We start from the raw sequence: 22112 nt of genomic DNA on the forward strand, positions 1-22112 counted from the left end.
GCAAGTTAAAAACCACCGGCTCAGAATGATGCACGGTGGTTTTTTTATGTCTGAACCTGGCGGGTTTACTGTGTCGATTTTAAACCGGTCAAAGTTGACCGTTTTTAATCACTAAAAATCAGTAAGATATACCTAAGCTTGAGAAAGCTAAGTCAAGAGATACAGTGCGCTGTCAGAGAACAGCAAGATCCCGCAAGCGAAAAACCACCGGCTCACAATGATGAGCGGTGGTTTTTTTATGCCTGAACCTGGCGGGTTTACTGTGTCGAGTTTAAACCGGTCAAAGTTGACCGTTTTTACTCCCAGGAAATCAGTAAGATACACCTAAGCTTGAGAAAGCTAACGAAAGATTAATACGTACTTCCCGTGATAAACCCGATGCGATTCTGCCTCATGCAGTGCCAAGTCGGGTTTTTTTATAACTTAATTTTGTAAGACAGAGGATGAGATGAGCCAATTTGCGACACCAGACCTGTCCCGGGTGCCTTTACCTGAGCTGTTACAGGATGTGGACTTCGAGCAAGAGTTTAAGAAAATCAAACAGCGCTTTTTAACCACGCATCCTCACTATGGCGATGCGTTGGCGCTTGAAAGTGACCCGTTGACCGCCTTGTTACAAACGCTGGCTTATCAGCAAGTCTTGCATACTCAACAGGCAAACGATGCGGTTCGGGGTGTGATGCTGGCAACGGCCAGTGGTGCAGACCTGGATGCCATCGCCTCACGTTATAACCTTTTGCGCGGCGACGCTGAGAGTGATAGCCGGTTTCGCCAGCGTATTCAGCTGGCCTTTGACGGTTTGAATACCGCAGGCAGTGCCTCGGCTTATATCTTTCATGCTTTGTCACTTGATACGCGCATTCGTGATGTCACCGTGTCCAGTCCGGCCCCCTGTGACATTGCCCTGACCATTCTCAGCACTGAAGGAGATGGCACGCCATCTCAGGCATTGCTTGAGAACGTAGGTAAACACTTTGCTGCCCAGGGATGGGAGCACCAGGGGGGGTCACAAGTGAGGCCTCTGGGCGATCGGGTCACCGTTCATGCTGCAGAAGTTGTGCCTTTTACCGTGAAGGCAGAGCTGGTGGTATTACCGGGGCCGTCTGCTAATGCCATCCGTCAGGCTGCCGAGGCCGCATTACAAGATTATCTGGTGAGCCGTCAGGCGCTTGGGAAAAAAGTGACCCGGGCCGGGCTGTTTGCCGCGCTACATCGTGAAGGGGTAGAGGAGGTTAATTTGTTGTCTCCTGCAAGCAATGTATCCGTCACGGATGTGCAGTCGGCTTGGTGTGAACACGCACAGGTGACTGTGGTGGTGAAAGATGAATGAATTATTACCAGGTAGCGCATCAGCACTGAGCCGGGCCGTTGCCCAACAGATGACAAAACCAGGCAAAGTCAGGTCATTACTGCTGGATACACTGGATATCAGTAACAGGACCCAGACTGAGCGCCAGCGACTTGCAACGCAGTGGCAGCTCGATGCGATGACTAACAGTGCTTTTTTTGCTGCGGATATCAATCAGCTGCTCACTGTGGTTTGGGACAGCACCCTTTGCCCGGTGGCAAAGCTCACTGAACTTGCCCGGGCACTTAACATCCCCAATCTGGATGATATTTCGGATGAACAGGCGCTGCGTCGCAGTGTGCAGGATGCTTGTATTTTGCAGGATATCCGTTTGCTGCTACGCGCGCTATGGGATCCGATGCTCTGCCCCACGCCGTTATTGCCCTGGCTGGCTTGGTCTATGTCTGTGGATGAGTGGGACGAAGCCTGGTCAGAAGCACTCAAGCGCCAGGTGATCCGCGATGCGTTTACAGTCCATCAATATAAAGGTACGCCCTACGCGCTACAAAAAGCACTCGACAGTTTAAACATTGCTACTGAGATCAAGGAATGGTGGCAGTCCGAAGGAGCGGACATCCCCTCAGAAGAGGCCATGCCGCCCGGTACGATTAAAGTGTGGGCATTAGTGAATCAGAATTTGGATGACCATCAGCAAGGACTGCTGACACCCCAGATGTTGAAGAAAATCCACCGGGTGATCAACGCGGTCAAGCGTGGGGCCATACATGTCGATTTACAGCTGGGCATTGCACTGAGCGAGTCTGTGGCACCTGTTGGGGCTGTGCAAGCACCGCTCAACCTGATTGATCATGAAGCAACAGGCCTGGGTATTACGCCGGATCCGACACAGGGCTCAGTAGCAACTGCTGGGGCAGGACACTTGCTCAATTGCCAGCACTGGCGTGCACAAGGTGAAGGCCTTACGCCAGACCGAACTGAGGGCGGGATCACAACCTGTGCACTGCTTCACTCATTGAACAGCGCTGATATTGTGGCAGAAAGCTCGGGTATAACACCTGACCCGACAGCCTGCGAGTTGGCGCTGTTTTCAGGGGGTCATGCTCTGAATATTCAATCTTTTCATTTCCAAGGAGTGACTTAATGTCAGCATTAACCTTGCAATTTACTCAAGTGGGGCTGGATGCACTGTTGTCCGCACGCGCCAAAGGCTTTAAAGGGCAGATCAGTCATATGGCCTTTGGGGACGCAAGCTATACCCCGTCAAAAAATCAAACTACGCTGCGCTCTCAAAAAGAGCTGGTGGAAATTGCCGACTCGGATTACACCGACGGTGAAAGTAGCAGCCTGAAAGTGGCCGCCAAATTCGAAGCACCGCTGGAGTACCAGATTGGCGAAATTGGCGTGTTTTTGGACTCTGGTGACAAGCTGGCCAATGGTGAGCCTGACCTGATCTTATTGGGTGTTTACTCTAAGCCGAATACCACGCTGGGATATCGTACGCCTGACGTCAAGGTATTGCAGTGGCTGACCCTGAGCCTGACGCAATTACCCTCAAACAGTGTTGAGGTAAAACTCGGCGTTGATAACCTCAACCTGATCCTCGATAACGAGCTGGCTGAACTGACCCTAGCCCAGATCGATACTATGCATCGTCAGATTAAACAAGAATGGCGCCTGACGGCCCTGGAATATGCCTGATGAAAGAGACTTACAAAGTTCAAAGGAGACTATATGACAACTGAAACTAAACCAATCTCGCAGCAGCTAACAGAGGTCGCAGGGCGTGCTAACGCATTGTGTCAGACTGTGGCCGATAAAGCAGGTGAAATCACAACGACACTGAATGCCAAGCTAGCGCAGGTTGATACGCGTGTAACAAACGCTGAAGCGTCGCTTAATGCGGAAATGGCTCAGGCCCAGTCAGAGTTTAATAGCTGGAAAAGTGGCCATACTGAACTGGTTAATGGTTTAGAAGTTCATAAGCAAGGCAAAATAAAGCGTTACTTTTTTGCGACTACGGTTGGTAATGGTGGGTATACAACAGAGAATGGACCGGATGCTGCTTTTCCGCGTTGCGCCGCACCACAAGAACCTTATTATATCAACTTACTTGAATTCGATGCACAAGATGGCGGTGGTTTCGGCGCCCCCGGGGACTACTTTAAATGTGAAGTTATTATGACCCATCGAGGGATGTTTGCATCCTCATACACCGACCGCTTGGTGTTTACCGGCACTTCATTTTCGGACTGTGTTTCTGCCGTGATGGAAGCAAAAAATATTGTACACAATAACCATCTGAGCCTGTTTATTTCAGAGCCGGACAACCCGGCGAAAGAAATTCCTTTGGGTTCAGATCTGGCTGGGTCATCGATCCCTGTGAATTTCAGGGCAATTGGTCAGGGATATGACTCGGGAATCGCGAGGTTAACCCTTAAAGTTGACCCAAGGTTCCACTGCGGCGCATCCCGAGCTATTGGCGTCAGTACTGAATATACGTCGGAACGTGGTCGCCCTAGTGCAGTGCGCATCAGTCAAAACCAACCAACATGGGAGCAATAAACATGGACATAACAGAAAACGAAGCGCAAATGCCTGTTCAGCAACTTGCAGATGAGAGTGAGTGGCACTCAATCAGAGCAATGCGCGATGCCTATCTGCGTTCAACAGACTGGCTGGTACTTAAATATCAGGAAACGGAAGGTGCGGTACCTGATGAGCTGAAGCACTACCGTCAGGCATTGAGGAATTTACCGCAAACATTTGACTCGCCAAACGACGTCGCTTGGCCGGTCAAGCCTGAGCTGTAATATCATTCGACTTCGGGCACGTCGCCCGCCCTGACTCACTGATTGTCTTCGAGTCTTTTTAATCTAAGAGCAAGTCTATGCAACGAACTACCTTAATCACCCAGGTGCTTGAGCGTCTGACGACGTCCCTGGCGGCTCTGGCTCAGGTGGATTATTTAATCCCGAGCCAGGTTGTCCCGGACCTGACCCAGCAAGCCCAACTGACGTTAACGCCTAAATTGGAACGACAGGCCAGCGAGCTGCAAAGTAAAGGCACAGAAACCGGTGTCAGCTATGGACCGGCATACAACAAAAACCTCAGCCCAAACCCGCTGGACAGGCGGGTGCTGAGTGTGCAGCTTGATATTGAGTTGATGGATGGCGATAAAGCCAGGCTGCTGGAACGGCTGGATGAGGTACTCAGCACAGGCGAGGCCGCGATGATGGCGGACGACGTGCCCACCCAGTGGCAACACTTTATTGCCGAGCAAACGACCTTTACCTTTAGTCAGCACAGTGAGGGCGTGAAAGCTCAGTTACAGTTGAACTGGTCATTTTACTATCAGGTTGAGCAGAGCGAATCGCCCGGCGTGCCCATCACCGATGTGTATTTGGGGCAGCATGGCCATGAGCATAAGTTAATCTATAGCACTCAGACGAGTGCAGGGGAGATAATATGATCTCAGACCCCGCTCAATCAGAGTTAGCTTTATCTGACTTGCAGCACCGTTTAAGCAAGCTCATCTCGCTGGGTACGGTGCATGAAGTGGATTATGAAACGGCTCGTGTGAAAGTCAAAATTGGTGACTGGATCACGGCTAAGCTGCCCTGGCTGACCGATATGGCAGCGCATAATATGACCTGGCGAGCGCCCGAGGTTGGTGAGCAGGTTATCGTGCTTGCGCCTTGTGGCGACACTGCTCAGGGGGTGATTTTAGGCAGCGTTTACAGTGCGGCCGCAGATCACCATAAGCCAGACCATGTGTTAGGTGCGGGTGAAGGGGAAAGTTATGCCGCGGCAAGCAGCCGTGAACATGTACACCGCACCCGCTATCAGGATGGGGCGCTGGTTGAATATGACACGCAAAATCACACTTATCATCTTTATGTACCGGATACTGACGGTGAAGAAACCGCAAAAATTACGGTACACAGTGAAAGAGACCTTCATATCGAGTGTGGCTTTAATGCCACGGTAGAAGTAGGTAACAACGCTTCAATCAATGTCGTTAATGATGTCAACCTCACGGTGGGCAATGACGCTTTTGTCAGTGCAGTAAAGAACATTCATGTTACGGCAGAAGAAACACTGAATTTAGCGGGCAAGCAGGTCAATATCAGTTCATCGGAGCAGGATATTGCCATCGCGGCGACGGGCAACCTGTTGCTCAATGGTGCAATGATCAAAGCGCAGGAGTAATCATGCCAGCCATTTCATTAAACAAAGCCCAGACCAATTTGCATGATGATTACAACCCGGCCACGGTGGCCGCAGCACAAAGCACCTTTAAGGTCGGTGGAGAAGCGGTGTTGTGTGTGGGTGACGCATTGTCAGTGCACTTACACAGCAAAGACAGCAAGCTGCCGCCGCATGCGGGGCAGACCGTAGCACAAGGGGCGCCGGGCTTTACCATTGGTGGCAATGCCGTGGCCCGTGTGGGTGATGTCAGCAGTTGTAACGCAAAGCTAGAAGATGGGTGTGCGCAATTCATTGTGGGCAATAAAGGAGGTGCCGCATGATAGGGATGAATGCCCAGACGGGTAAGCCACTCGGTGGCGTGGAACATTTGAAGCAAAGTATTCAAGACATAGTAACCACCCCCAGAGGAAGCAGGGTGATGCGTCGTGATTATGGCTGCGGTTTATTTGAATTGATTGACCGGCCATTTTCACACTCTCTGGTGGGCGATATTACGATTGCTATTTCTGACGCACTTGAGCAATGGGAGCCCAGGTTCGCACTTGAAGGGGTGGCGGTGCACCCGGTCGGAGACGGCAAATTATCAATCGCCATTGAGGGGTTATACCTGATCAATGGTGAACCGGTAACCATCGAAGGGATCCAAATCTAACTTCTGTTTTTTAATTTATTTCAACTTAAGCCACAGCACGGTGGGGCCAATTTATCGCCTCGCGTCTGTGGCTTTTTTATTAGCTAATTGACATACCTTTAAAGGAGATATCTATGTCTGAATTTCTACACGGTGTAGAAGTCATCGAGGCGCAATCTGGTACGCGCCCTATTAAAACTGTAAAAAGCTCGGTAATTGGTGTTATCGGTACTGCACCTGATGCTGATACAGACGCATTTCCTGCCAATACACCGGTATTGATTGCGGGTAAGCGCAGTGAGGCTGAAAAGCTAGGCACTCAGGGGACGCTGCCTGATGCACTGAACGGGATTTTTGACCAGGCGGGTGCCGCTGTGGTTGTGATTCGTGTTGAAGGTGCAGATGAAGCCGCTGTCATGGCAGCGATGACAGACAGTTCAACGGATGATGGTAAGTACAAAGGGGTGTTTGCATTCCTGGGTGCTGAGTCTGTACTGGGTGTGGCTCCACGTATTCTGGTTGCACCGGGTTATACGCATCAGCGCGATGGTGGTGCGAACCCTGTTGTCAGCAAGTTGGTAGGTGTGGCAGAGCGACTGCGTGCAGTGATCATCGCAGACGGTCCGAATACCACAGATGCCAAAGCCATTGAGTACCGAGGTGATCAGAGCTCACGTCGTGTCTTCCTGGTCGACCCGCACGTCCGAGTATTCAAAGACGGTGTTGAAAAAGTTGAGCCAGCCAGTGCCCGTGTTGCGGGTATGATTGCCAAGTCGGATAACGACCGTGGTTTCTGGTGGAGCCCGAGCAACACGGCAATGAATGGCATTGTAGGCACAGCTCGTCCGGTGGACTTCCAGCTGGGTGACCGACAAGCTCGTGCAAACCATCTGAATACCAATGATGTAGCGACGATTATTCGTCAGAATGGTTTCAAGCTGTGGGGTAACCGTACTTGTTCTGGTGACCCGAAATGGGCCTTCCTGTCAGTCGTACGTACTGCGGATATGATCAACGATTCACTGCTGCGTGCACACATGTGGGCGGTTGACCGTAACATCACCAAAACTTACATCGAAGACGTTAAACAAAGTGTGCAGTCTTATCTGGACAGTCTGAAAGCACAAGGTGCGATTTTGGGCGGTGAGATTTGGGCAGACGAAGAGCTGAACTCGCCGGAAAACCTCCAGGCTGGCAAGGTTTACTTCAGCTTTGACTTTACGCCGCCAACACCGGCTGAGCACATCACCTTCAAGAGCATTCTGACAAACAACTACCTAGAGGAAATCGTATAATGGCAATGTCTCCTAAAATCCTTAAAAAATTCAAACTGTTCGTAGACGGCAAAGGCTACCTGGGCATTGCGGACGAAATTCAGCTGCCAAAAGTCACAGTCAAAACTCGTGAAGTCACGTCAGGCTTTCAGGCACCGATTGAGCTGGACGTAGGTCAGCTTGAGAAACTGGAAGGTAACATCACGTTACTTGAATACAACGCTGACATGATGAAGCTGCTGGGTGACTGGAGTGGCGCAACCACGCCGTTAACAGCACGTGGTGCGATTCAGGCGCAAGGTCAGCCACCACAGCCTGTGGTTGTGACGCTGGAAGGCTTCTTTAAAGAAGTGGATATGGGTAACTGGAAAGACGGTGAAGAAGCGAAGTTAACGCTGCAATACACCGTGCAGAAATACAAGCTGGAGATCAACAACGAAGTGATCTACGAAATTGATTTGTACAACGATGTACGCAAAATCAATGGCACAGATCAGATGGCGTTGTTACGCGCAGCGATTGGCGCTTAATTCGCGTTCTTGCCTTGATGTGAGCGGATATCCCTTGCTGGTTTAGCGACCGGTAAGGGGGACCCGCCTATGCGCTGAGTAAATAATTATAGGAGCAAAAGCATGAAAGAAATCATTACCCTGGCATTTCCAATTACGGTTGATGGGCATGAGTATGCCGAACTGACAATGAGACGACCAAAAGTACGTGACCGGTTAATGGTGGATAAGGCAGATATCAGCGAATCGGAAAGTGAAATTCGTTACTTCTCCAATTTGTGCGAAGTCTCGCCGGATATCATCGAAGAGCTTGACTGGAGCGACTTTGTGAAGCTCAGAGAGACCTTACAGGCTTTTCTCGTATCCCGCCCAGGCGCTTAAGAGCTATGGTTATTGCCTTAGCCAAATACACTGGCTGGGGCCTGACCGAGCTCAATGCATTGACCGAAGATGAATTAATCGACTGGTTCAATGCTGCGGTTGACTATAAAGAGGCAACCTCTGTGTCCTGATCCGTAGCGGGTCAACATCATCAGGCATGCGCCTTTGCGCATGTTTGTGACTGAATATTCGGGCATTGCTCAGTGGCTTTTTTCAGGCTGCTCAGCAATGCCACATAACATCTCCCTTCACTCTCCGGTATCACCTCTTAACGCTTTCAGGTAAATCTATGAAACAAGGAACTGTCGAACATCTTCGTGCTCCTGGCGGAGCCAAAAATAAAGTTAAACATCGCCTGGCGCAGAGCAATGGCGTGGACCAGCGACTGGCGAAATTAGGCCGGACGCTGCATGCTTTGCAAGTACAAAGTGATGCCAGTGCAGCCTCTGTGGGACAATTACTGGCGCAGCTTCAGGCGCTGGCACTACTCGTGCCACAAAGCAGCGATTTGCAAAAACGCCTGCAATCTGTGCTGGCACAACAGGGGCCGTCGGGTCAGTCGGCGCCAGCCGAAGGGACGGTTAACCTGAGTGCTGACAACCCGGCTTCTTTTGAGGTGTCAGACGCTTTGCTGGCGTCTATTGATAACCTTGGTGCTGTGATTGCTCGTCTCGCAACTCAGAATGAACATCACGCTCAGCCTGGCGGAGTTAGTCAGATTTCGACAGCAACGGCACCAGACTTTGTTGCGGCGAATGGGTCTGAACAGCGTCAGAACCCGGTTGAATTGAGTGCGTCGCAAAGCGCGGATGGTGAGGTAGCTGCTCCTGAGCAGGCACTGGATGTGTCCAGTGTGACCGCATTGTCTCAGTCAGTGAATGCTGATTTGAGCAGTCTGACTAATTTGATGCCCCAGGTGAGCCGCTCTTTAGACCTGAGTCAGGCAGTCGCTGCGTTTCAATCCGCATTACCTGCACTTCAAAGCCAGGACCTCAAGGCGTTGCTAGAAGGCGACCTGAATGGTCTGAAGACGGCATTGCCAGCGCTGATTGAGGCTGTGGATTTGCCTCAGCTGCAGCAGGCTTTGGCAGCTGAGTTGCCGGCATTGGCACAGTTAGACTTGTCAGGTGTGATGCGTGGTGACGTACAGGCGTTAGCATCGCAGGCCCCTCAGATGCTCAGTGCATTGGGTCTGGACGGCCTGTCGGCCGGTGTCGCACAAGCGTTACCGGCACTTCAGCAACTGGATATGCCAGCGCTGGCTTCGGGAGAGCTGGACTCTCTTATCAAGGCTGCTCCGCAGTTATTTCAGGCACTGAATATGCCCGGGGCTTCTCTGGCGATGGAAAAAGCCCTGCCTGTGCTCAGCAAACTCAATGCGCCTGCAATCATCGAAGGCGATCTCAGCAGTTTACTGGATGCCGCCCCCGAGGTACTGCGCGCCTTTGAACTGGAGGGGGCCGCTGACAAATTGCAGGCAGCCATCCCAAGCCTGACTCAACTTGACCTTAAAGGCATTGCTCAGGGCGATGTTTCCAGTTTGATGAAGGTTGCCCCCCAGTTATTAAGTGCGCTGGAGCTGGGTGACGCTGGCACAGCTATGGCCGCGGCGCTGCCAGCTTTGCAAAAGTTTGATGTTGATGGGTTGCTTAGTGGTGATCTGACTTCACTGGCCGAAGCCGGACCTGAGTTGCTAAATGCACTGGGCATGGAAGATGCTGCGGCGGTGTTGCAACAACATGCTGGCATTGTGCAAAAACTGGATATTCAGGGAGTCATGCGTGGCGATCTGGCTTCACTGGGTGAGGTTGCTCCGGCTGTGTTTGAAGCGCTGGATATGCCAGGGGCGTCGGCTGCGATGCAAAAGGCCATGCCGGTGCTTAACAAACTCAATGCGCCGGCGATTATGGAAGGTGACCTGAGCAGTTTGCTGGACGCGGCGCCTGAGGTATTACGCGCCTTTGAGTTGGGTGATGCCGCAGACAAGCTGCAAACTGCAATTCCGGGTTTGGCTCAGCTGGATTTAAAAAGCATTGTGCAGGGGGATGTCTCCAGCTTGATGAATGCCGCGCCGGATCTGCTTAAAGCACTGGACCTGGGAGACGCAGGCGCTTTACTAGAGTCGGCTTTACCAGCACTACAGAAATTCGATGTGGACGGGCTTTTGAGTGGCGATTTGTCGTCTCTGACCGAAGCGGGCCCTCAGCTGCTGAGTGCTTTTGGTATGGATGATGCGGCTTCATTGCTGCAACAGCATGCCGGGGTGTTCCAGAAGCTGGATGTGAAAGGCGTGCTGGATGGCGACTTGTCTTCGCTGGTCTCTGCGGCCCCCGATCTGCTGAATGCGTTTGGTATGGACGGTGCGGCATCTTTGTTGGCACAACATCAAGGAGCACTCAGCAAGCTGGACTTTAAAGGGCTGATGAGCGGCGATTTATCCTCTTTGGGTGATGCCGCGTCTGAGTTCTTAAGTGGCTCGGGTTTATTTGGCGATACCGATGGCGACGCAGAGGGAGTCAGTGTCTTCGATGAACTTGACGGGCACTTAGAGGATGAGCCTGAAGAAGAGAAAAAGCAGCCACGTAAGCGTAAAAACAAGGGCAAGTCAAAGGGCAAACCTGGTGGTAAGCGAGGGCGTAACAAAGGACAACGCAACAACCAGGCTGATTCTGCACCAGAGAAAAATACAGCCAGTCAGCATAAACGCAAGCCCGCAGCACAGGGCAACGCTATTCGCTCGCTCGATGCTGGCAGGCAGCTCCCTAACGCAACATCTAAATCGATACCGGTACAGGCTGCGGCAAATGACGCAAAGGCCGGCAAACTGGGGCAGTTCGCAGGGAAAAAAGGCGGCTTATTCAGTCGTCTGCCCGGAGCCAAAATGCTCGGTAAACTGGCTGCTCCTTTGAGTGCAATGATGGGCGCCGTGGACGTTGCGACTACGCTGTCGGATGACAGCCTGAGCGCAGAGCAAAAAACGCAACAGGTTGGCAGCGCAGTCGGTGGCGCAGGTGGTGCTTGGGCAGGGGCTGCGGCTGGGGCTGCAATTGGCTCCGTGATCCCGGGTATTGGCACTGCCATAGGCGGCCTGGTCGGCGGCGCACTGGGTGCGATGGGCGGTGAGTCCGTTGGTGGCTGGCTAGGCGAAAAGCTGGGAGGCTGGTTTGCTGATGATGAACCTGCCAAACCCCAGGCAACACCAGAAATCAAAAGCACTGTCGGGACAACCCATCTGGCTGCAAAGGGGGCTGGAGTGTCGAGCGCCGCGCCATCAGGTAGCGATGGGAACAGTCTGCTGAATGTTGCCGAAGGCTTTATCAAAAACCAGTTTATCAATCCGTTTAATCTGGCCGCAGGCACTGCGTCTGCGTTTGCTGAGCTTAGCGGGAATAACAAAAGTCGTGCACATACAGTGGCCAAAGTTGGCAACTTTGTTGGTGATGCGTTGAATTATCACACCGTCTGGCAGGCTGCCAATGATGATACTTTGAGTGGCTCGCAAAAAGCGCAAGTGATTGGCGGTACGCTCGGAGGCATGTTCTCCGCAAAAGCGGTGAGTGGTTTGATGGAGAAAAGCCGTAATCCCTGGTTGAAGATGGCAGCGCCACTGGCTGGGTTTATCACCAATGCAGCTGTTGGTTCGCAAATCGGCAGTTGGTTTAGCGAAGAAAAAGTGGCTGAGTCCGGTGAAGGGGCAGCCGATAAGGCTAATCTGGTAAACACGCCAGAGGCGCTGTCTGGCTCACAAGGCACTGCAACACCGCAGCCAACGCCTGGGTCTGAAAGTGATGCCACGGCCCACCAGGCTGCGCAGGTAACAGTCAACGCCAATATTACAGTCAACGCACGCAGTAGCGATCAGGCTCAGGACATTGCAATTCAGGTTAAGCAGATCCTTGAACAGCAACAACAACAGACCATTCGGGACTTGAATGCGCGTTATTTTAATCAGGTGGCTTGAGCCCACATTTCATAATTCAGGTGAACCATGAGCAATACCAATCATGCCAGACACATGATGCAGCTGGGCGACTACAAGTTTTCAGTCAGTACTGCGGCATTCAATAAATTGAAATACGACACCCAATATCGCTGGAAGTCTCTTGATGCTCCAACCAATAAAAACAGCCCTTTGATGCAATTTATCGGGGTTGGCGAACAAACCCTGGATCTGGAAGGCACCATCTTTCCGCAAATTGTCGAAAATGGACTCAAACAGCTCGACTATATGCGCGAGGAAGCGGCCAAAGGGCAGCCTCTGACCCTGGGCTATGTGGAGGAGAGCGGCAAGACCAACCCCAGTGTTGGTCGGGTGCTGGGCAAATGGGTGATCAGCAGTATCAGTGAGACTCGAACTTTGTTTTTTAACGATGGTATTCCCAGAGAGATCCAGTTTTCAATGCGATTAAGTCGTTATCAGGCGGCATTGAAGGAACCCGAATAAGGAGGCGTTATGAAAGGGGTAAATTATGTAACACGCGACGGCGATTGCCTAGATTTGATCTGTTACCGGCATTACGGGCAGAGCTCAGGGACCGTGGAAAAGGTGCTCGGTGCAAACACCGGGCTAGCCGGGCTAGGTGCTATCTACCCGGCTGGCATTGAAATCTTCCTGCCGGAGCTGCCCAAGCCTAAGACCAAACACGTGATCAATATCTGGGATTAACCATGAAGCAACAACCCTATTTTTCCATCAAAGCAAACGGTAATGAAGTCACTCAAAGCCTTAAAGATCGGATTGTTGAAGTCAGTGTGACGCAGCGAACCGGGTTGCTCAGTGATGTATGTGTTGTGCGCTTCGACAACCTGGAGGAGTTGCCAATTCAACTGCCCGAGCCCGGTAACATACTTGAAATCGCATTGGGCTACAAAGATGGCACGCCTGACAACCACGCAGCATTAACGCCGGTCGGCAAGTTTGATGTGGGCGCATACGAGCTCAGCGGTCCTGCCCGGGCACTTACTTTATATGGTAACAGCATCATGTGGGATGCTGACTTTAAGTCGCCAAGGTATCGCTCCTGGCCTGAGCAGGGTAGTGAAACACCGGTCACTCTGGGCGAGCTGGTGGAGCAAATAGCGTCTGAGTATGGCTTGCAAAGTGGTGTGAGTGACACGTTGCAGAGCATTAGCCTGCCTCATTTGGAGCAAAGTGAAAGTGACATGCAGTTGCTTACTCGCCTTGCCCAGCGTTATGACGCAGTAATGAAAGTGGCAGCAGATAAGCTGCTTTTTGTGGCCAAAGGGACTGGACGGTCTTTGTCCGGACAAACCGTGACTTCAGCGACTTTGGGGAAAAACCACATCATACACTGGTCCCGGGTCAGCAATCATTGTCACTTAGTGGGAGCTGTTCAGAGCTATTACCATGATACCGAGCAGGCATTGCGGATTGCAGTCCAGGCAGGGGGTGGGGCACCGATGATCACTTTACCTTATCTGTATCCGGATGAAGCCAGTGCCCAGGCGGCTGCAAACAGTCAGCTAACACGCCTGCAGCGTGCTCATGGCGCCGTACAACTGACGGTTCCTGGTAACCCAGACATAGTTGCCGGGGCATTAATTAAGGTTGATAAAACGGTCGATCATCTTGAAGGTGATTGGTTTATCAAAGAAGTCACGCATCAGCTGACGTCACAGGGCTTTATGACCCAAGTTACAGCTGAGCAACCAAGCTAACCCCTCCGTCGCATCACTTGATGTGATTATGTCCTTTCTCATCGCCTTTCAACTCAGCACCATGTGCAGTCTTTCAGGCCGTACATGGTGCCACGTCAACACAGACCAGAATCACAATTCAGATCTGCCAGAACAAATTGAACGCATTAATACATGCGTACGATACGGCTGTATACAGAGCTATTTGCATCCCATGATTCACAACTCGTCGTTTCATAAGTCAGGCTGACATTTTTCCCCGCTGCCTGACGAGCCAATAGCATTGAGTACATGCGGTTACGTCTTTCAGTGGGCATGCCGTGGCTCACGGCCAGTGTTCTTTTATTCGAGCAGGTGGTATTAATGTCGCTGGTGACAGACTCGAGCGTTACCAAAATAGTATCTTTTCCGGAATAGACAACCACATCTTTCAACTTACCGCTGACAGTGATCCAGGCTGCCTGAGCCTGACTTGCCATTAAAAGTGCGCAACCTAATATGAGTTTTTTCACTTTGTTTCCTTATGTTTATTATTGATATCCTTAATAGTGTATATATAAAAGGTAAATGAAACCAAGCTTTTGTTTTTGAATGTTATGTTAACGCGTTTGCGGTGTAGAGTTGGGAGCGAGGAGCGTTAAAACAGCTCTATGTCGTTGCTGTTTGCACTGAGTGGCTGCTCATTTAGGATATCTATGAGGCTGGCGAGCTGTTGCTCAATCTCTTTGCCAGACTCAAGTTTAGTGTCGGCAGAGGCCCTTGCCGCCTGGATCAGGGTGATGAGTTGTTGCTCGGCTTCTTCTGACAGCTCGTTGTCGATACCCATGCTGGAAAATAAGCTGTCTAGCTGCACCTCAAGGTCGTCAATCAGCGTGACTATGCCAGCTTTAATGTCTGTATTTTGTGCTTTAAATTGTACTATGGTCTGGCGCAACTGCTGCTCCAATAACACCTTGTTGACGCATTGCTCCACACCATCCATTACATAAGCGAGATAGTCCCGCATAGTACCTACTCTGTCGGCATGAACTGGCATGTTTTTAACCAGTAAAGAGGCGTGACGCCAGTTAAATGCCGCCCTGTGCTTGCCAAACGCCATAATCCTGCCAGCGCCTTGCAATGATTCCAATAACGCGGCATCGATATTTTTGGTTATCCCGTCGTCAAAAAAGCAGGGGTTGGTTTTTTGATCGCGAATAATCAACGAGCACTTCAGGCCAAACCCTTGGGTGAGTTTGAAGACAGCACCTGCGAGATGCGATAAATCCTCACATTGAAAACTGTCCCGATAAAATCCCATCACGTAACCGAGCGACGATAAGTCCGACAGCGCTTTGACTGCGACTTCCTCCGCATTGCCCGGGCGGGCTTTGTGTGCTTTTAGCAGCACAGACACTTTCTTGAGTAGCTCTTGCTCATCGACCGGTTTAGCAATAAAGTCGTTGCCGCCCGCATCATAGGCCTTCAAGCGCTCCTCTAACGAAGTCAGATTTGAAAAAAACAAAATGGGCATGGTGTGACCAGCAAGCCTGATTTTATAGGCAGCCTCATAGCCGTTCATGCGGGGCATCTGAATGTCCATTAAAATCAAGTCAGGCGGACATGAGGCGACCTGTTTAAGTGCTGTTTCGCCGTCCTTTGCAACCTCTGTATGATAGTGTGATGACAGCATATGCGTATGGTATTCCACAACAAACTCGTCATCATCAACGATCAGGATGGTCTCCATTCAGTTCACCTGTTTAGTAAATATTGTAGTTATTTGAGGTCCAATAACGCGGTATTTTCACCTTCAGCCCCCAACTTCTCAAATCAAGACTAGAATACAAAAAGAAACTTTACCAATGACCTAATGGACGGGGCACGAAGTGAAACTTTTGTTGTTAGTACTCGTATTTGCACTGATTGTCGGGTGTTCTGATGCATCGCGCACTCAGCTCAGAGTAGGATTCAATTTGTGGCCGGGCTATGAGACTCTCTATCTGGCCCAGCAAAAGGGTCTGCTGGCAGATAACATTGAGTTGGTAGAGTTACTGTCTGCCACTGACACCATGGATGCATTTCGGCACGGGCGTATTGAAGTGGCTGCACTGACGCTGGATGAAGCACTGCTGTTGGTATCTGAAGGTATTGCGCTCAAAATCGTATTGATCATGGATGTCTCTAATGGGGCTGATGCGGTCGTTGCCAGAGCACCGATTGTTGAATTGGCGCAACTCAAAGGAAAGCGCATTGCCTATGAGCAAACGGCTGTTGGCGCACTGATGTTACACAAAACACTGGATGCCGCGCAATTGAGTATGGCGGACGTTGATGCTGTCCATATGCCTGTGAATCAGCATTTCCGAGCTTTTCAGTCACGTGAGGTTGATGCGGTCGTGACGTTTGAACCGGTGACCACCCAGCTTGTCAACCAGCACCATAAGGTTATCTTTGATAGCGCCCAAATTCCCGGCAAAATTGTTGATGTGTTGGTGGTTCGGACCGCACAGCTCTCTCATCATTTTGATGCCCTGCAAACACTTATTTCCGCTCAGTTTGCAGCGCTCGCCTTCATAAAAAGCAATCCAGAAACCGCTGCGCAATTGATGTCTCCCAGACTTGGATTACAGCCCAATGAACTATTGGCAGCACTTGATGGGATAGCATTGGCCGATATGCCCACCAATCGTGACCTGTTGGTGGGGACAGGCACGCTTCCTCCCTTGCAAGTCACTGCTGACCAACTGTTAGCTGTGCTACTTGAGCATAATATGATTGCAGAAATTACTGATGTCGATGATTTAGTTGACGCGAGGTTTGTGACGCAATGAGACGCCCGGGTGTGCCAACTTCCCTGGCATTTTGGGTGCCGGTGGGGATATTAGTGCTTTGCTTTGCAGTACTGAGCCTGAGCACTATGGTCATTTATACCGGGAGTCGTGATGCAGCTCAATCAAGTCATAAGTCACATGCCAATTATCTGCTGCTGACGTTGAAACGTCATGTCGAAGTGAACCTGAGTGCCGATAAACCCGAGGAAATTCGGCATGATTTATCTGTTATCGGCACGGCTCCGGAAGTTGCAAACATTGCGGTGACCGATGAAACGGGGCAAATACTGTTCAGTAATCACTTTGCTGATATAGGTAAATCACTACAGGATGTTGCCAGTCACCATACCGAACAGACGCTTAAAGCCGCACTGAGTAGTCACATGCCGTCGATGCTACTCTCGGCGGACCATAACACACTCGAAGCGCTGCAAAGCTTTGCTTTGCCGTCTGGCACTGAGTTGCGCTCTAGCCGACTGGGGCTGATTTACTTAAATTATAACCTGGCATTGAGCGAGCAGATGTTATGGCGCAATATTCGTCTGAACCTGGTTTTGATGTGGGTCGGCTGTGGGGGGTTGATCCTGATGGTGATGGTACTGTTAAGGAAAGGAGTTATCGCGCCATTGGGGGAGCTGGCAAGGCAGGCGACTTTACTCGCAGATGGCACTTACACACACCAGAGTGTGCGTTATGGGTTTAAAGAAATTGCAACGCTGACAAAGACATTTAATTGGGCTTCCAGTGCCATTCGTGAACACATTGCGCAATTGGATAAAAATAAGTGCGAGCTTGAATCCAGGGTGAAGTTACGTACCGCTGAGCTGCAAAGTGCCAACCTGAATTATGAGCAGGCACAAAAAATGGCCCGCCTGGGTCGCTGGGAACTCGAACTGGAAAGTGGTTTGGTACATTTATCCCAGGAGGCCTACGACATCATTGGTGCATCTCCCGCTCAGCCTGTGACGTTAAGCACTTTGTTCGGCCATGCTGATGTCGTATCCGAGCCAGCATTACAGGCTATTTTTGACAAGCAGCAACAGCATCATGACTTTAATTATGAGTTGCAAAGTGGCGATACATGCCGTTTTATTCGCCTCGTCGCTGAACGATGTGAAGACAGTAACACCGGGCACTATAAAATGGTCGGTATTGTTCAGGATATATCTGAGCAGATGCACAAAGAACTGTCACTGATAGAAAATCAGGCGATGACTCGGGCCATCATAGATACGGCTGCGGATGCCATTATAGTGATTAACACTCAGGGAGAAGTTCAGGAGTTTAGTCCGGCGGCGGTGGAGATGTTTGGGTATGCGCCTGATGAAGTGCTGGGTAAAAATCTGCGCATGTTGATGCCTGAGCCCTATCGCAGTAGCCATGATCAGTATATGCAAAATTATTTTGATACCGGTGTAAAAAAAGTCATCGACAATAAGCGTGAAGTGACAGCACGTAATAAAAGTGGCCGGTGCTTTCCCATCGACCTGGCTGTTGCCGAAACTAAGGTGGGAGAGGCCAATTATTTCACTGCCATTATTCGTGATATTACGGAGCGCAAAGAGGCAGAGCAAAAGCTCCTGGAAGCGATGCAGGCCGCACAGAGTGCGACCCGAGCTAAGTCAGAGTTTCTCGCCAATATGTCTCATGAAATTCGCACACCCATGCATGCAATAACCGGGTTAACGCATCTTGCGCTCAAAATGGATGCGCCACCAAAAATGCATAACTATCTGAAAAAAATACGTTATGCAGCAGATAACCTGTTGGTACTCCTGAATGACATTCTGGACATTTCTAAGATAGAGGCAGGAAAACTCAGTGTGGAGTCTGTGCCATTTGGATTACAGACGCTGATTGAGCATGTTTGTGGTTTGATTGCGGCCCGGACTGACGAGAAACAACTGAGCTTTGCGGTAAGGCAAGATCAAAAGTTACCAGAAGTCCTGATAGGGGATGCGCTCAGGCTCAGCCAGGTGTTGCTGAATTTACTCAGTAATGCGATTAAGTTCACCCCCCATTCTGGCAGTATCACTCTGCAAGTGACTGCAAAAGCGTGTACAGAATCCAATGCACAGATACTGTTTACTGTATCAGATACCGGTATTGGTATTTCATCGAGTCAGTTGCAAACTTTGTTTGCCCCTTTTACTCAGGCTGATGCATCGACCACCCGGCAATATGGGGGGACCGGTCTGGGTCTGGCGATCAGTAAAAACCTGGTGAAACTCATGGGGGGCAGGGTGTGGTGTGAGAGTAACGAAGGAGAAGGAGCACATTTTTTTGTTGAAATTACTTTTCCACTTGGTGAGGTTGCAACAGAGCCCGGCGCACAGATAGGCGCGAAAATCGAGCAAGGGGCCGTATCGGCAGTACTTGAAGGGGCAACCGTGTTATTGGTGGAAGACAATGATATTAATCGGGAAATCGCACAGGAAATACTGACTGACGCGGGGATGCGGGTATCCACAGCAGAACACGGAGAGGAGGCGCTGGAGCGGATACGGGAAACGGCAGTTGATTTGATCTTAATGGACTGTCAGATGCCCGTGATGGATGGATATACCGCGACCCGGGAGATCAGAAAAATACCGGCTTATCGCCAGGTGCCCATTATTGCCCTGACGGCGAATGTGATGCACCATGATCTGCAAGAGATAAAAGCGTGTGGCATGGACGATCACATCGCCAAACCCATTAATGTTGAGCTGGCTTATCAAAAGATTTACCAATGGCTTTGTCGTCAATCCCAGCTGAGCAAGCCTGACGTGACGGGTGTGATGGAGCCTGTGCAGCCTTATTCAACACTACCTGAGTCAGTTCCATCGTATGAAAACGCAGGCAGTGATTTGCTCGATATGGCGCAGGGCCTTAAGCATGTGAATGGCAATACAGACTTTTATCGCAAAATGTCCGATAAGTTTATGGTGGCACAGAGTGGGTTTTGCGAGCGCCTTGAGCAAAGTTTGCAGGAGAAGGATTTTGAAGCGGCCGCCAGAATGGCGCATACACTAAAGGGACAAGCTGGGTACCTTGGATTGTTGCGCTGTGCTGAGCTGGCGACCCAGCTGGAGCAGGCGATTGTCCAGCAAGCACCAGAGCAGGCGAGTTTGCTTCAGGCGCTGGCGGCGGTTTTGGCGCGTTCTTGTCAGGCGCTAAAAGCTGCATTGGCAGAGTCTGGAGGGTGAATTTTAATTTTAGACGGCTAAACATCTAGAAGTTGAAATTTATTCCCATTGCTTCATAATGTCGCTGGAAAGTGGATCGCGTTACAGAGATCCAGTCACTGAGGGGAATACCATGCCAATCACAGTCACCGACGATTTACCTGCCATCAGCCATTTACGTCACGAGAATGTCTTTGTGATGCCGCAAAGCCGTGCCAGTACGCAGGAGATCCGGCCAATGCGGTTGGCCATACTCAACCTGATGCCGAATAAAGTAGAAACTGAAGTACAGTTTATTCGTCTGCTGGCGAATTCACCGCTTCAGGTGAATGTTGATCTGTTGCGTCTGGATACCCACCGTAGTTCTGAAAACTCAGAGCAACACCTAAATATGTTTTACCGCTACTTTTCTGATGTAAGAGCAGAAAACTATGATGCGCTGATTGTCACAGGTGCGCCACTTGCGCATCTTGAATATGAAGATGTGACCTACTGGGAAGAGTTAAAGGCGTTCTTCGACTGGGCCGAGCATCATGTCACATCGACGCTGTTTTCTTGCTGGGCTGCGCATGCTGGTCTATTCCATCATCACGGCCTGAAGCGTGAGTTGAAAAAAGACAAACTATGTGGCGTGTTTCGTCATCAGTGTTACTTTGAACATGGTGCTTTGACACGTGGGTTTGACGATGAGTTTTTGGTGCCTCACTCTCGCTATGGTCATATCGAAGCCAGTAAGATTGATGCCTGTGAGGATTTGGTGACGCTTGCCGGGTCCGAACGAGTCGGGGCCTATTTAATTAAAAATGTGTCGGGTAGCCAGGTGTATATTACCGGACACCCGGAATATGACGCAGATACCCTCAGCAAAGAGTATTTCCGCGATTGCGAAAAAGGTCCGGATGCACCTAAGCCGGAGAATTACTTTCCAAAAGATGATGCGTCTGCAAAGCCATCCAAGACATGGCAAAGCCATGCTTTTTTGTTATTCTCCAACTGGTTAAACTACTATGTTTACCAGACCACTCCGTACGATATTAATCTGGTTAGCCAGGATGTTAGGACTAACAATTATGCCGAATAAACATATCACCACTGCGGCCGACGGCGCAGCCATTGCTGAGGCGCTAAAAACGGCCATGCAACAGCGTATTTTGATCCTCGATGGGGCCATGGGCACCATGATCCAAAAACATAAGTTTGAGGAAGAGGACTATCGGGGCGAGCGCTTTAAAGACTGGCATGTATTGATCAAAGGCAATAATGACCTGCTCAGCCTGACTCAACCTGAAGTGATCCGTCAGATCCATCGCGAATATCTCGAAGCGGGTGCGGACATTATTGAAACGAATACTTTCAATGCCACCACTATTTCGATGGAAGACTATGACATGGCTAGCCTGAGCCGGGAGATCAACGTCGAATCAGCCCGGCTTGCGCGCGCGGTATGTGATGAGTTCACAGCCAAAGACCCAGGCAAGCCGCGTTATGTTGCAGGTGTTTTAGGGCCGACTTCAAAAACCTGTTCTATTTCACCGGACGTGAACGATCCGGGTTATCGGAATGTGTCGTTTGATCAGCTGGTGGAAGCGTATATTGAATCTACCGAAGCCCTGATTGAGGGCGGCGCAGATCTGATCCTGATAGAAACCATCTTTGATACGCTTAACGCCAAAGCGGCAGCGTACGGGGTGGAAGAAGCGTTTGAGCGAACCGGTATCACTTTACCGGTGATGATCTCCGGGACTATCACGGATGCGTCAGGACGCACCTTGTCGGGCCAGACAACCGAAGCGTTTTACAACTCTATTCGTCATATTAAACCTATCTCTATTGGTTTGAACTGTGCGCTGGGTCCTGACCTGTTACGTGCTTATGTCGAAGAATTGTCACGGGTATGCGAAACCTATACGTCCGTGCACCCTAACGCGGGCTTGCCGAATGAATTTGGTGAGTATGATCTCGAAGCCGATGACATGGCAAAGGAAATCATCGACTGGGGTAAAGAAGGCTTTATTAATATCGTCGGTGGCTGCTGTGGTACCACGCCTGAACATATTAGCGCCTTTGTAAATGGACTCAAACAGGTCGCGCCGCGCACCTTACCTGAGCTTGAAGTCAGAATGCGCTTGGCGGGCCTTGAAGCCTGTAATCTAAATTAGGA

23 protein-coding genes are annotated in these 22112 nt (G+C 50.5%); 21 read left to right on the forward strand and 2 right to left on the reverse strand.

Features of this window, described 5'->3' with window-relative positions; translation table 11 throughout:
- The first annotated feature begins 448 nt into the window (after positions 1–448).
- From PRUB_RS20735 to PRUB_RS20810, 17 genes are all read left to right on the forward strand, one after another.
- Positions 449–1330, forward strand: coding sequence for a baseplate assembly protein (locus PRUB_RS20735; RefSeq protein ID WP_010385155.1), 882 nt, complete (start codon positions 449–451; stop codon positions 1328–1330).
- Complete coding sequence (locus tag PRUB_RS20740) at positions 1323–2450, forward strand: phage tail protein I (protein WP_010385154.1); 1128 nt, start codon at positions 1323–1325, stop codon at positions 2448–2450. Before PRUB_RS20735 ends, PRUB_RS20740 begins: the two co-directional genes overlap by 8 nt.
- Positions 2450–3007: a phage tail protein gene (locus PRUB_RS20745; RefSeq protein WP_010385153.1), complete on the forward strand. Its 558-nt coding sequence runs from the start codon at positions 2450–2452 to the stop codon at positions 3005–3007. Before PRUB_RS20740 ends, PRUB_RS20745 begins: the two co-directional genes overlap by 1 nt.
- 33 nt (positions 3008–3040) lie before the next feature.
- Positions 3041–3871, forward strand: a complete 831-nt coding sequence (locus PRUB_RS20750; RefSeq protein ID WP_010385152.1) for a hypothetical protein — start codon at positions 3041–3043, stop codon at positions 3869–3871.
- A 2-nt stretch (positions 3872–3873) separates the two neighbouring features.
- Complete coding sequence (locus PRUB_RS20755; RefSeq protein ID WP_010385151.1) at positions 3874–4119, forward strand: phage tail assembly chaperone; 246 nt, start codon at positions 3874–3876, stop codon at positions 4117–4119.
- A gap of 77 nt (positions 4120–4196) precedes the next feature.
- A complete protein-coding gene (locus PRUB_RS20760) occupies positions 4197–4778 on the forward strand; it encodes a hypothetical protein (protein ID WP_010385150.1) in 582 nt (193 codons plus the stop codon).
- Complete coding sequence (locus PRUB_RS20765; RefSeq protein WP_010385149.1) at positions 4775–5518, forward strand: phage baseplate assembly protein V; 744 nt, start codon at positions 4775–4777, stop codon at positions 5516–5518. The genes PRUB_RS20760 and PRUB_RS20765 overlap by 4 nt, the downstream gene beginning before the upstream one ends.
- A gap of 2 nt (positions 5519–5520) precedes the next feature.
- The gene (locus PRUB_RS20770) at positions 5521–5838 is read left to right on the forward strand and encodes a PAAR domain-containing protein (protein WP_010385148.1); all 318 of its coding nucleotides are present in this window, start codon (positions 5521–5523) and stop codon (positions 5836–5838) included.
- Positions 5835–6170 (forward strand): GPW/gp25 family protein, encoded by a 336-nt coding sequence (locus PRUB_RS20775; RefSeq protein ID WP_010385146.1) that lies wholly within the window; start codon positions 5835–5837, stop codon positions 6168–6170. The genes PRUB_RS20770 and PRUB_RS20775 overlap by 4 nt, the downstream gene beginning before the upstream one ends.
- Positions 6171–6283: 113 nt before the next feature.
- Complete coding sequence (locus PRUB_RS20780; RefSeq protein ID WP_010385145.1) at positions 6284–7444, forward strand: phage tail sheath C-terminal domain-containing protein; 1161 nt, start codon at positions 6284–6286, stop codon at positions 7442–7444.
- Positions 7444–7953: a phage major tail tube protein gene (locus PRUB_RS20785; protein ID WP_010385144.1), complete on the forward strand. Its 510-nt coding sequence runs from the start codon at positions 7444–7446 to the stop codon at positions 7951–7953. Before PRUB_RS20780 ends, PRUB_RS20785 begins: the two co-directional genes overlap by 1 nt.
- A 102-nt stretch (positions 7954–8055) precedes the next feature.
- Positions 8056–8313, forward strand: a complete 258-nt coding sequence (locus PRUB_RS20790) for a phage tail assembly protein (RefSeq protein WP_010385143.1) — start codon at positions 8056–8058, stop codon at positions 8311–8313.
- 5 nt (positions 8314–8318) lie between these two features.
- A complete protein-coding gene (locus PRUB_RS26650) occupies positions 8319–8444 on the forward strand; it encodes a hypothetical protein (protein ID WP_257721227.1) in 126 nt (41 codons plus the stop codon).
- Between the two features lie 158 nt (positions 8445–8602).
- Positions 8603–12274 (forward strand): hypothetical protein, encoded by a 3672-nt coding sequence (locus PRUB_RS20795; protein ID WP_010385142.1) that lies wholly within the window; start codon positions 8603–8605, stop codon positions 12272–12274.
- A gap of 27 nt (positions 12275–12301) precedes the next feature.
- Positions 12302–12757 carry a phage tail protein gene (locus PRUB_RS20800; RefSeq protein ID WP_010385141.1) on the forward strand — a complete coding sequence of 152 codons (456 nt, stop codon included), beginning with the start codon at positions 12302–12304 and terminating at the stop codon, positions 12755–12757.
- Positions 12758–12766: 9 nt separating this feature from the next.
- Complete coding sequence (locus PRUB_RS20805; RefSeq protein ID WP_010385140.1) at positions 12767–12979, forward strand: tail protein X; 213 nt, start codon at positions 12767–12769, stop codon at positions 12977–12979.
- A gap of 2 nt (positions 12980–12981) precedes the next feature.
- Positions 12982–13992, forward strand: coding sequence for a phage late control D family protein (locus PRUB_RS20810; RefSeq protein WP_010385139.1), 1011 nt, complete (start codon positions 12982–12984; stop codon positions 13990–13992).
- Between the two features lie 146 nt (positions 13993–14138).
- Here the strand turns inward: PRUB_RS20810 and PRUB_RS20815 are convergent, their stop codons facing one another.
- A complete protein-coding gene (locus tag PRUB_RS20815) occupies positions 14139–14483 on the reverse strand; it encodes a hypothetical protein (RefSeq protein ID WP_010385137.1) in 345 nt (114 codons plus the stop codon).
- A gap of 125 nt (positions 14484–14608) precedes the next feature.
- Positions 14609–15700, reverse strand: a complete 1092-nt coding sequence (locus PRUB_RS20820) for a response regulator (RefSeq protein WP_010385135.1) — start codon at positions 15698–15700, stop codon at positions 14609–14611.
- Positions 15701–15839: 139 nt separating this feature from the next.
- Between PRUB_RS20820 and PRUB_RS20825 the strand changes: the two genes are divergently transcribed.
- From PRUB_RS20825 to PRUB_RS20840, 4 genes are all read left to right on the forward strand, one after another.
- Positions 15840–16784 (forward strand): ABC transporter substrate-binding protein, encoded by a 945-nt coding sequence (locus PRUB_RS20825; protein WP_010385134.1) that lies wholly within the window; start codon positions 15840–15842, stop codon positions 16782–16784.
- On the forward strand, positions 16781–19972 hold the full coding sequence (locus PRUB_RS20830; protein WP_010385133.1) for a PAS domain S-box protein: 3192 nt from the start codon (positions 16781–16783) through the stop codon (positions 19970–19972). The genes PRUB_RS20825 and PRUB_RS20830 overlap by 4 nt, the downstream gene beginning before the upstream one ends.
- 112 nt (positions 19973–20084) lie before the next feature.
- The gene (locus PRUB_RS20835; RefSeq protein ID WP_010385132.1) at positions 20085–21032 is read left to right on the forward strand and encodes a homoserine O-succinyltransferase; all 948 of its coding nucleotides are present in this window, start codon (positions 20085–20087) and stop codon (positions 21030–21032) included.
- 55 nt (positions 21033–21087) lie between these two features.
- On the forward strand, positions 21088–22110 hold the full coding sequence (locus tag PRUB_RS20840; protein WP_230090649.1) for a homocysteine S-methyltransferase family protein: 1023 nt from the start codon (positions 21088–21090) through the stop codon (positions 22108–22110).
- The last annotated feature ends 2 nt before the right edge of the window (positions 22111–22112 follow it).

The sequence above is a fragment of the Pseudoalteromonas rubra genome (assembly GCF_000238295.3).
Classification (GTDB): domain Bacteria; phylum Pseudomonadota; class Gammaproteobacteria; order Enterobacterales; family Alteromonadaceae; genus Pseudoalteromonas; species Pseudoalteromonas rubra.

Excerpts from the sequence above, each read along its gene's own strand:
- PRUB_RS20805 (WP_010385140.1), top strand. The coding sequence starts at position 12,767 with ATGAAAGGGGTAAATTATGTAACACGCGACGGCGATTGCCTAGATTTG.
- PRUB_RS20830 (WP_010385133.1), top strand. The coding sequence starts at position 16,781 with ATGAGACGCCCGGGTGTGCCAACTTCCCTGGCATTTTGGGTGCCGGTG.
- PRUB_RS20840 (WP_230090649.1), top strand. The coding sequence starts at position 21,088 with ATGCAACAGCGTATTTTGATCCTCGATGGGGCCATGGGCACCATGATC.
- PRUB_RS20745 (WP_010385153.1), top strand. The coding sequence starts at position 2,450 with ATGTCAGCATTAACCTTGCAATTTACTCAAGTGGGGCTGGATGCACTG.
- PRUB_RS20810 (WP_010385139.1), top strand. The coding sequence starts at position 12,982 with ATGAAGCAACAACCCTATTTTTCCATCAAAGCAAACGGTAATGAAGTC.
- PRUB_RS20790 (WP_010385143.1), top strand. The coding sequence starts at position 8,056 with ATGAAAGAAATCATTACCCTGGCATTTCCAATTACGGTTGATGGGCAT.
- PRUB_RS26650 (WP_257721227.1), top strand. The coding sequence starts at position 8,319 with ATGGTTATTGCCTTAGCCAAATACACTGGCTGGGGCCTGACCGAGCTC.
- PRUB_RS20735 (WP_010385155.1), top strand. The coding sequence starts at position 449 with ATGAGCCAATTTGCGACACCAGACCTGTCCCGGGTGCCTTTACCTGAG.
- PRUB_RS20780 (WP_010385145.1), top strand. The coding sequence starts at position 6,284 with ATGTCTGAATTTCTACACGGTGTAGAAGTCATCGAGGCGCAATCTGGT.
- PRUB_RS20800 (WP_010385141.1), top strand. The coding sequence starts at position 12,302 with ATGAGCAATACCAATCATGCCAGACACATGATGCAGCTGGGCGACTAC.
- PRUB_RS20750 (WP_010385152.1), top strand. The coding sequence starts at position 3,041 with ATGACAACTGAAACTAAACCAATCTCGCAGCAGCTAACAGAGGTCGCA.
- PRUB_RS20820 (WP_010385135.1), bottom strand. The coding sequence starts at position 15,700 with ATGGAGACCATCCTGATCGTTGATGATGACGAGTTTGTTGTGGAATAC.
- PRUB_RS20785 (WP_010385144.1), top strand. The coding sequence starts at position 7,444 with ATGGCAATGTCTCCTAAAATCCTTAAAAAATTCAAACTGTTCGTAGAC.
- PRUB_RS20740 (WP_010385154.1), top strand. The coding sequence starts at position 1,323 with ATGAATGAATTATTACCAGGTAGCGCATCAGCACTGAGCCGGGCCGTT.
- PRUB_RS20770 (WP_010385148.1), top strand. The coding sequence starts at position 5,521 with ATGCCAGCCATTTCATTAAACAAAGCCCAGACCAATTTGCATGATGAT.
- PRUB_RS20760 (WP_010385150.1), top strand. The coding sequence starts at position 4,197 with ATGCAACGAACTACCTTAATCACCCAGGTGCTTGAGCGTCTGACGACG.
- PRUB_RS20775 (WP_010385146.1), top strand. The coding sequence starts at position 5,835 with ATGATAGGGATGAATGCCCAGACGGGTAAGCCACTCGGTGGCGTGGAA.
- PRUB_RS20795 (WP_010385142.1), top strand. The coding sequence starts at position 8,603 with ATGAAACAAGGAACTGTCGAACATCTTCGTGCTCCTGGCGGAGCCAAA.
- PRUB_RS20835 (WP_010385132.1), top strand. The coding sequence starts at position 20,085 with ATGCCAATCACAGTCACCGACGATTTACCTGCCATCAGCCATTTACGT.
- PRUB_RS20755 (WP_010385151.1), top strand. The coding sequence starts at position 3,874 with ATGGACATAACAGAAAACGAAGCGCAAATGCCTGTTCAGCAACTTGCA.
- PRUB_RS20765 (WP_010385149.1), top strand. The coding sequence starts at position 4,775 with ATGATCTCAGACCCCGCTCAATCAGAGTTAGCTTTATCTGACTTGCAG.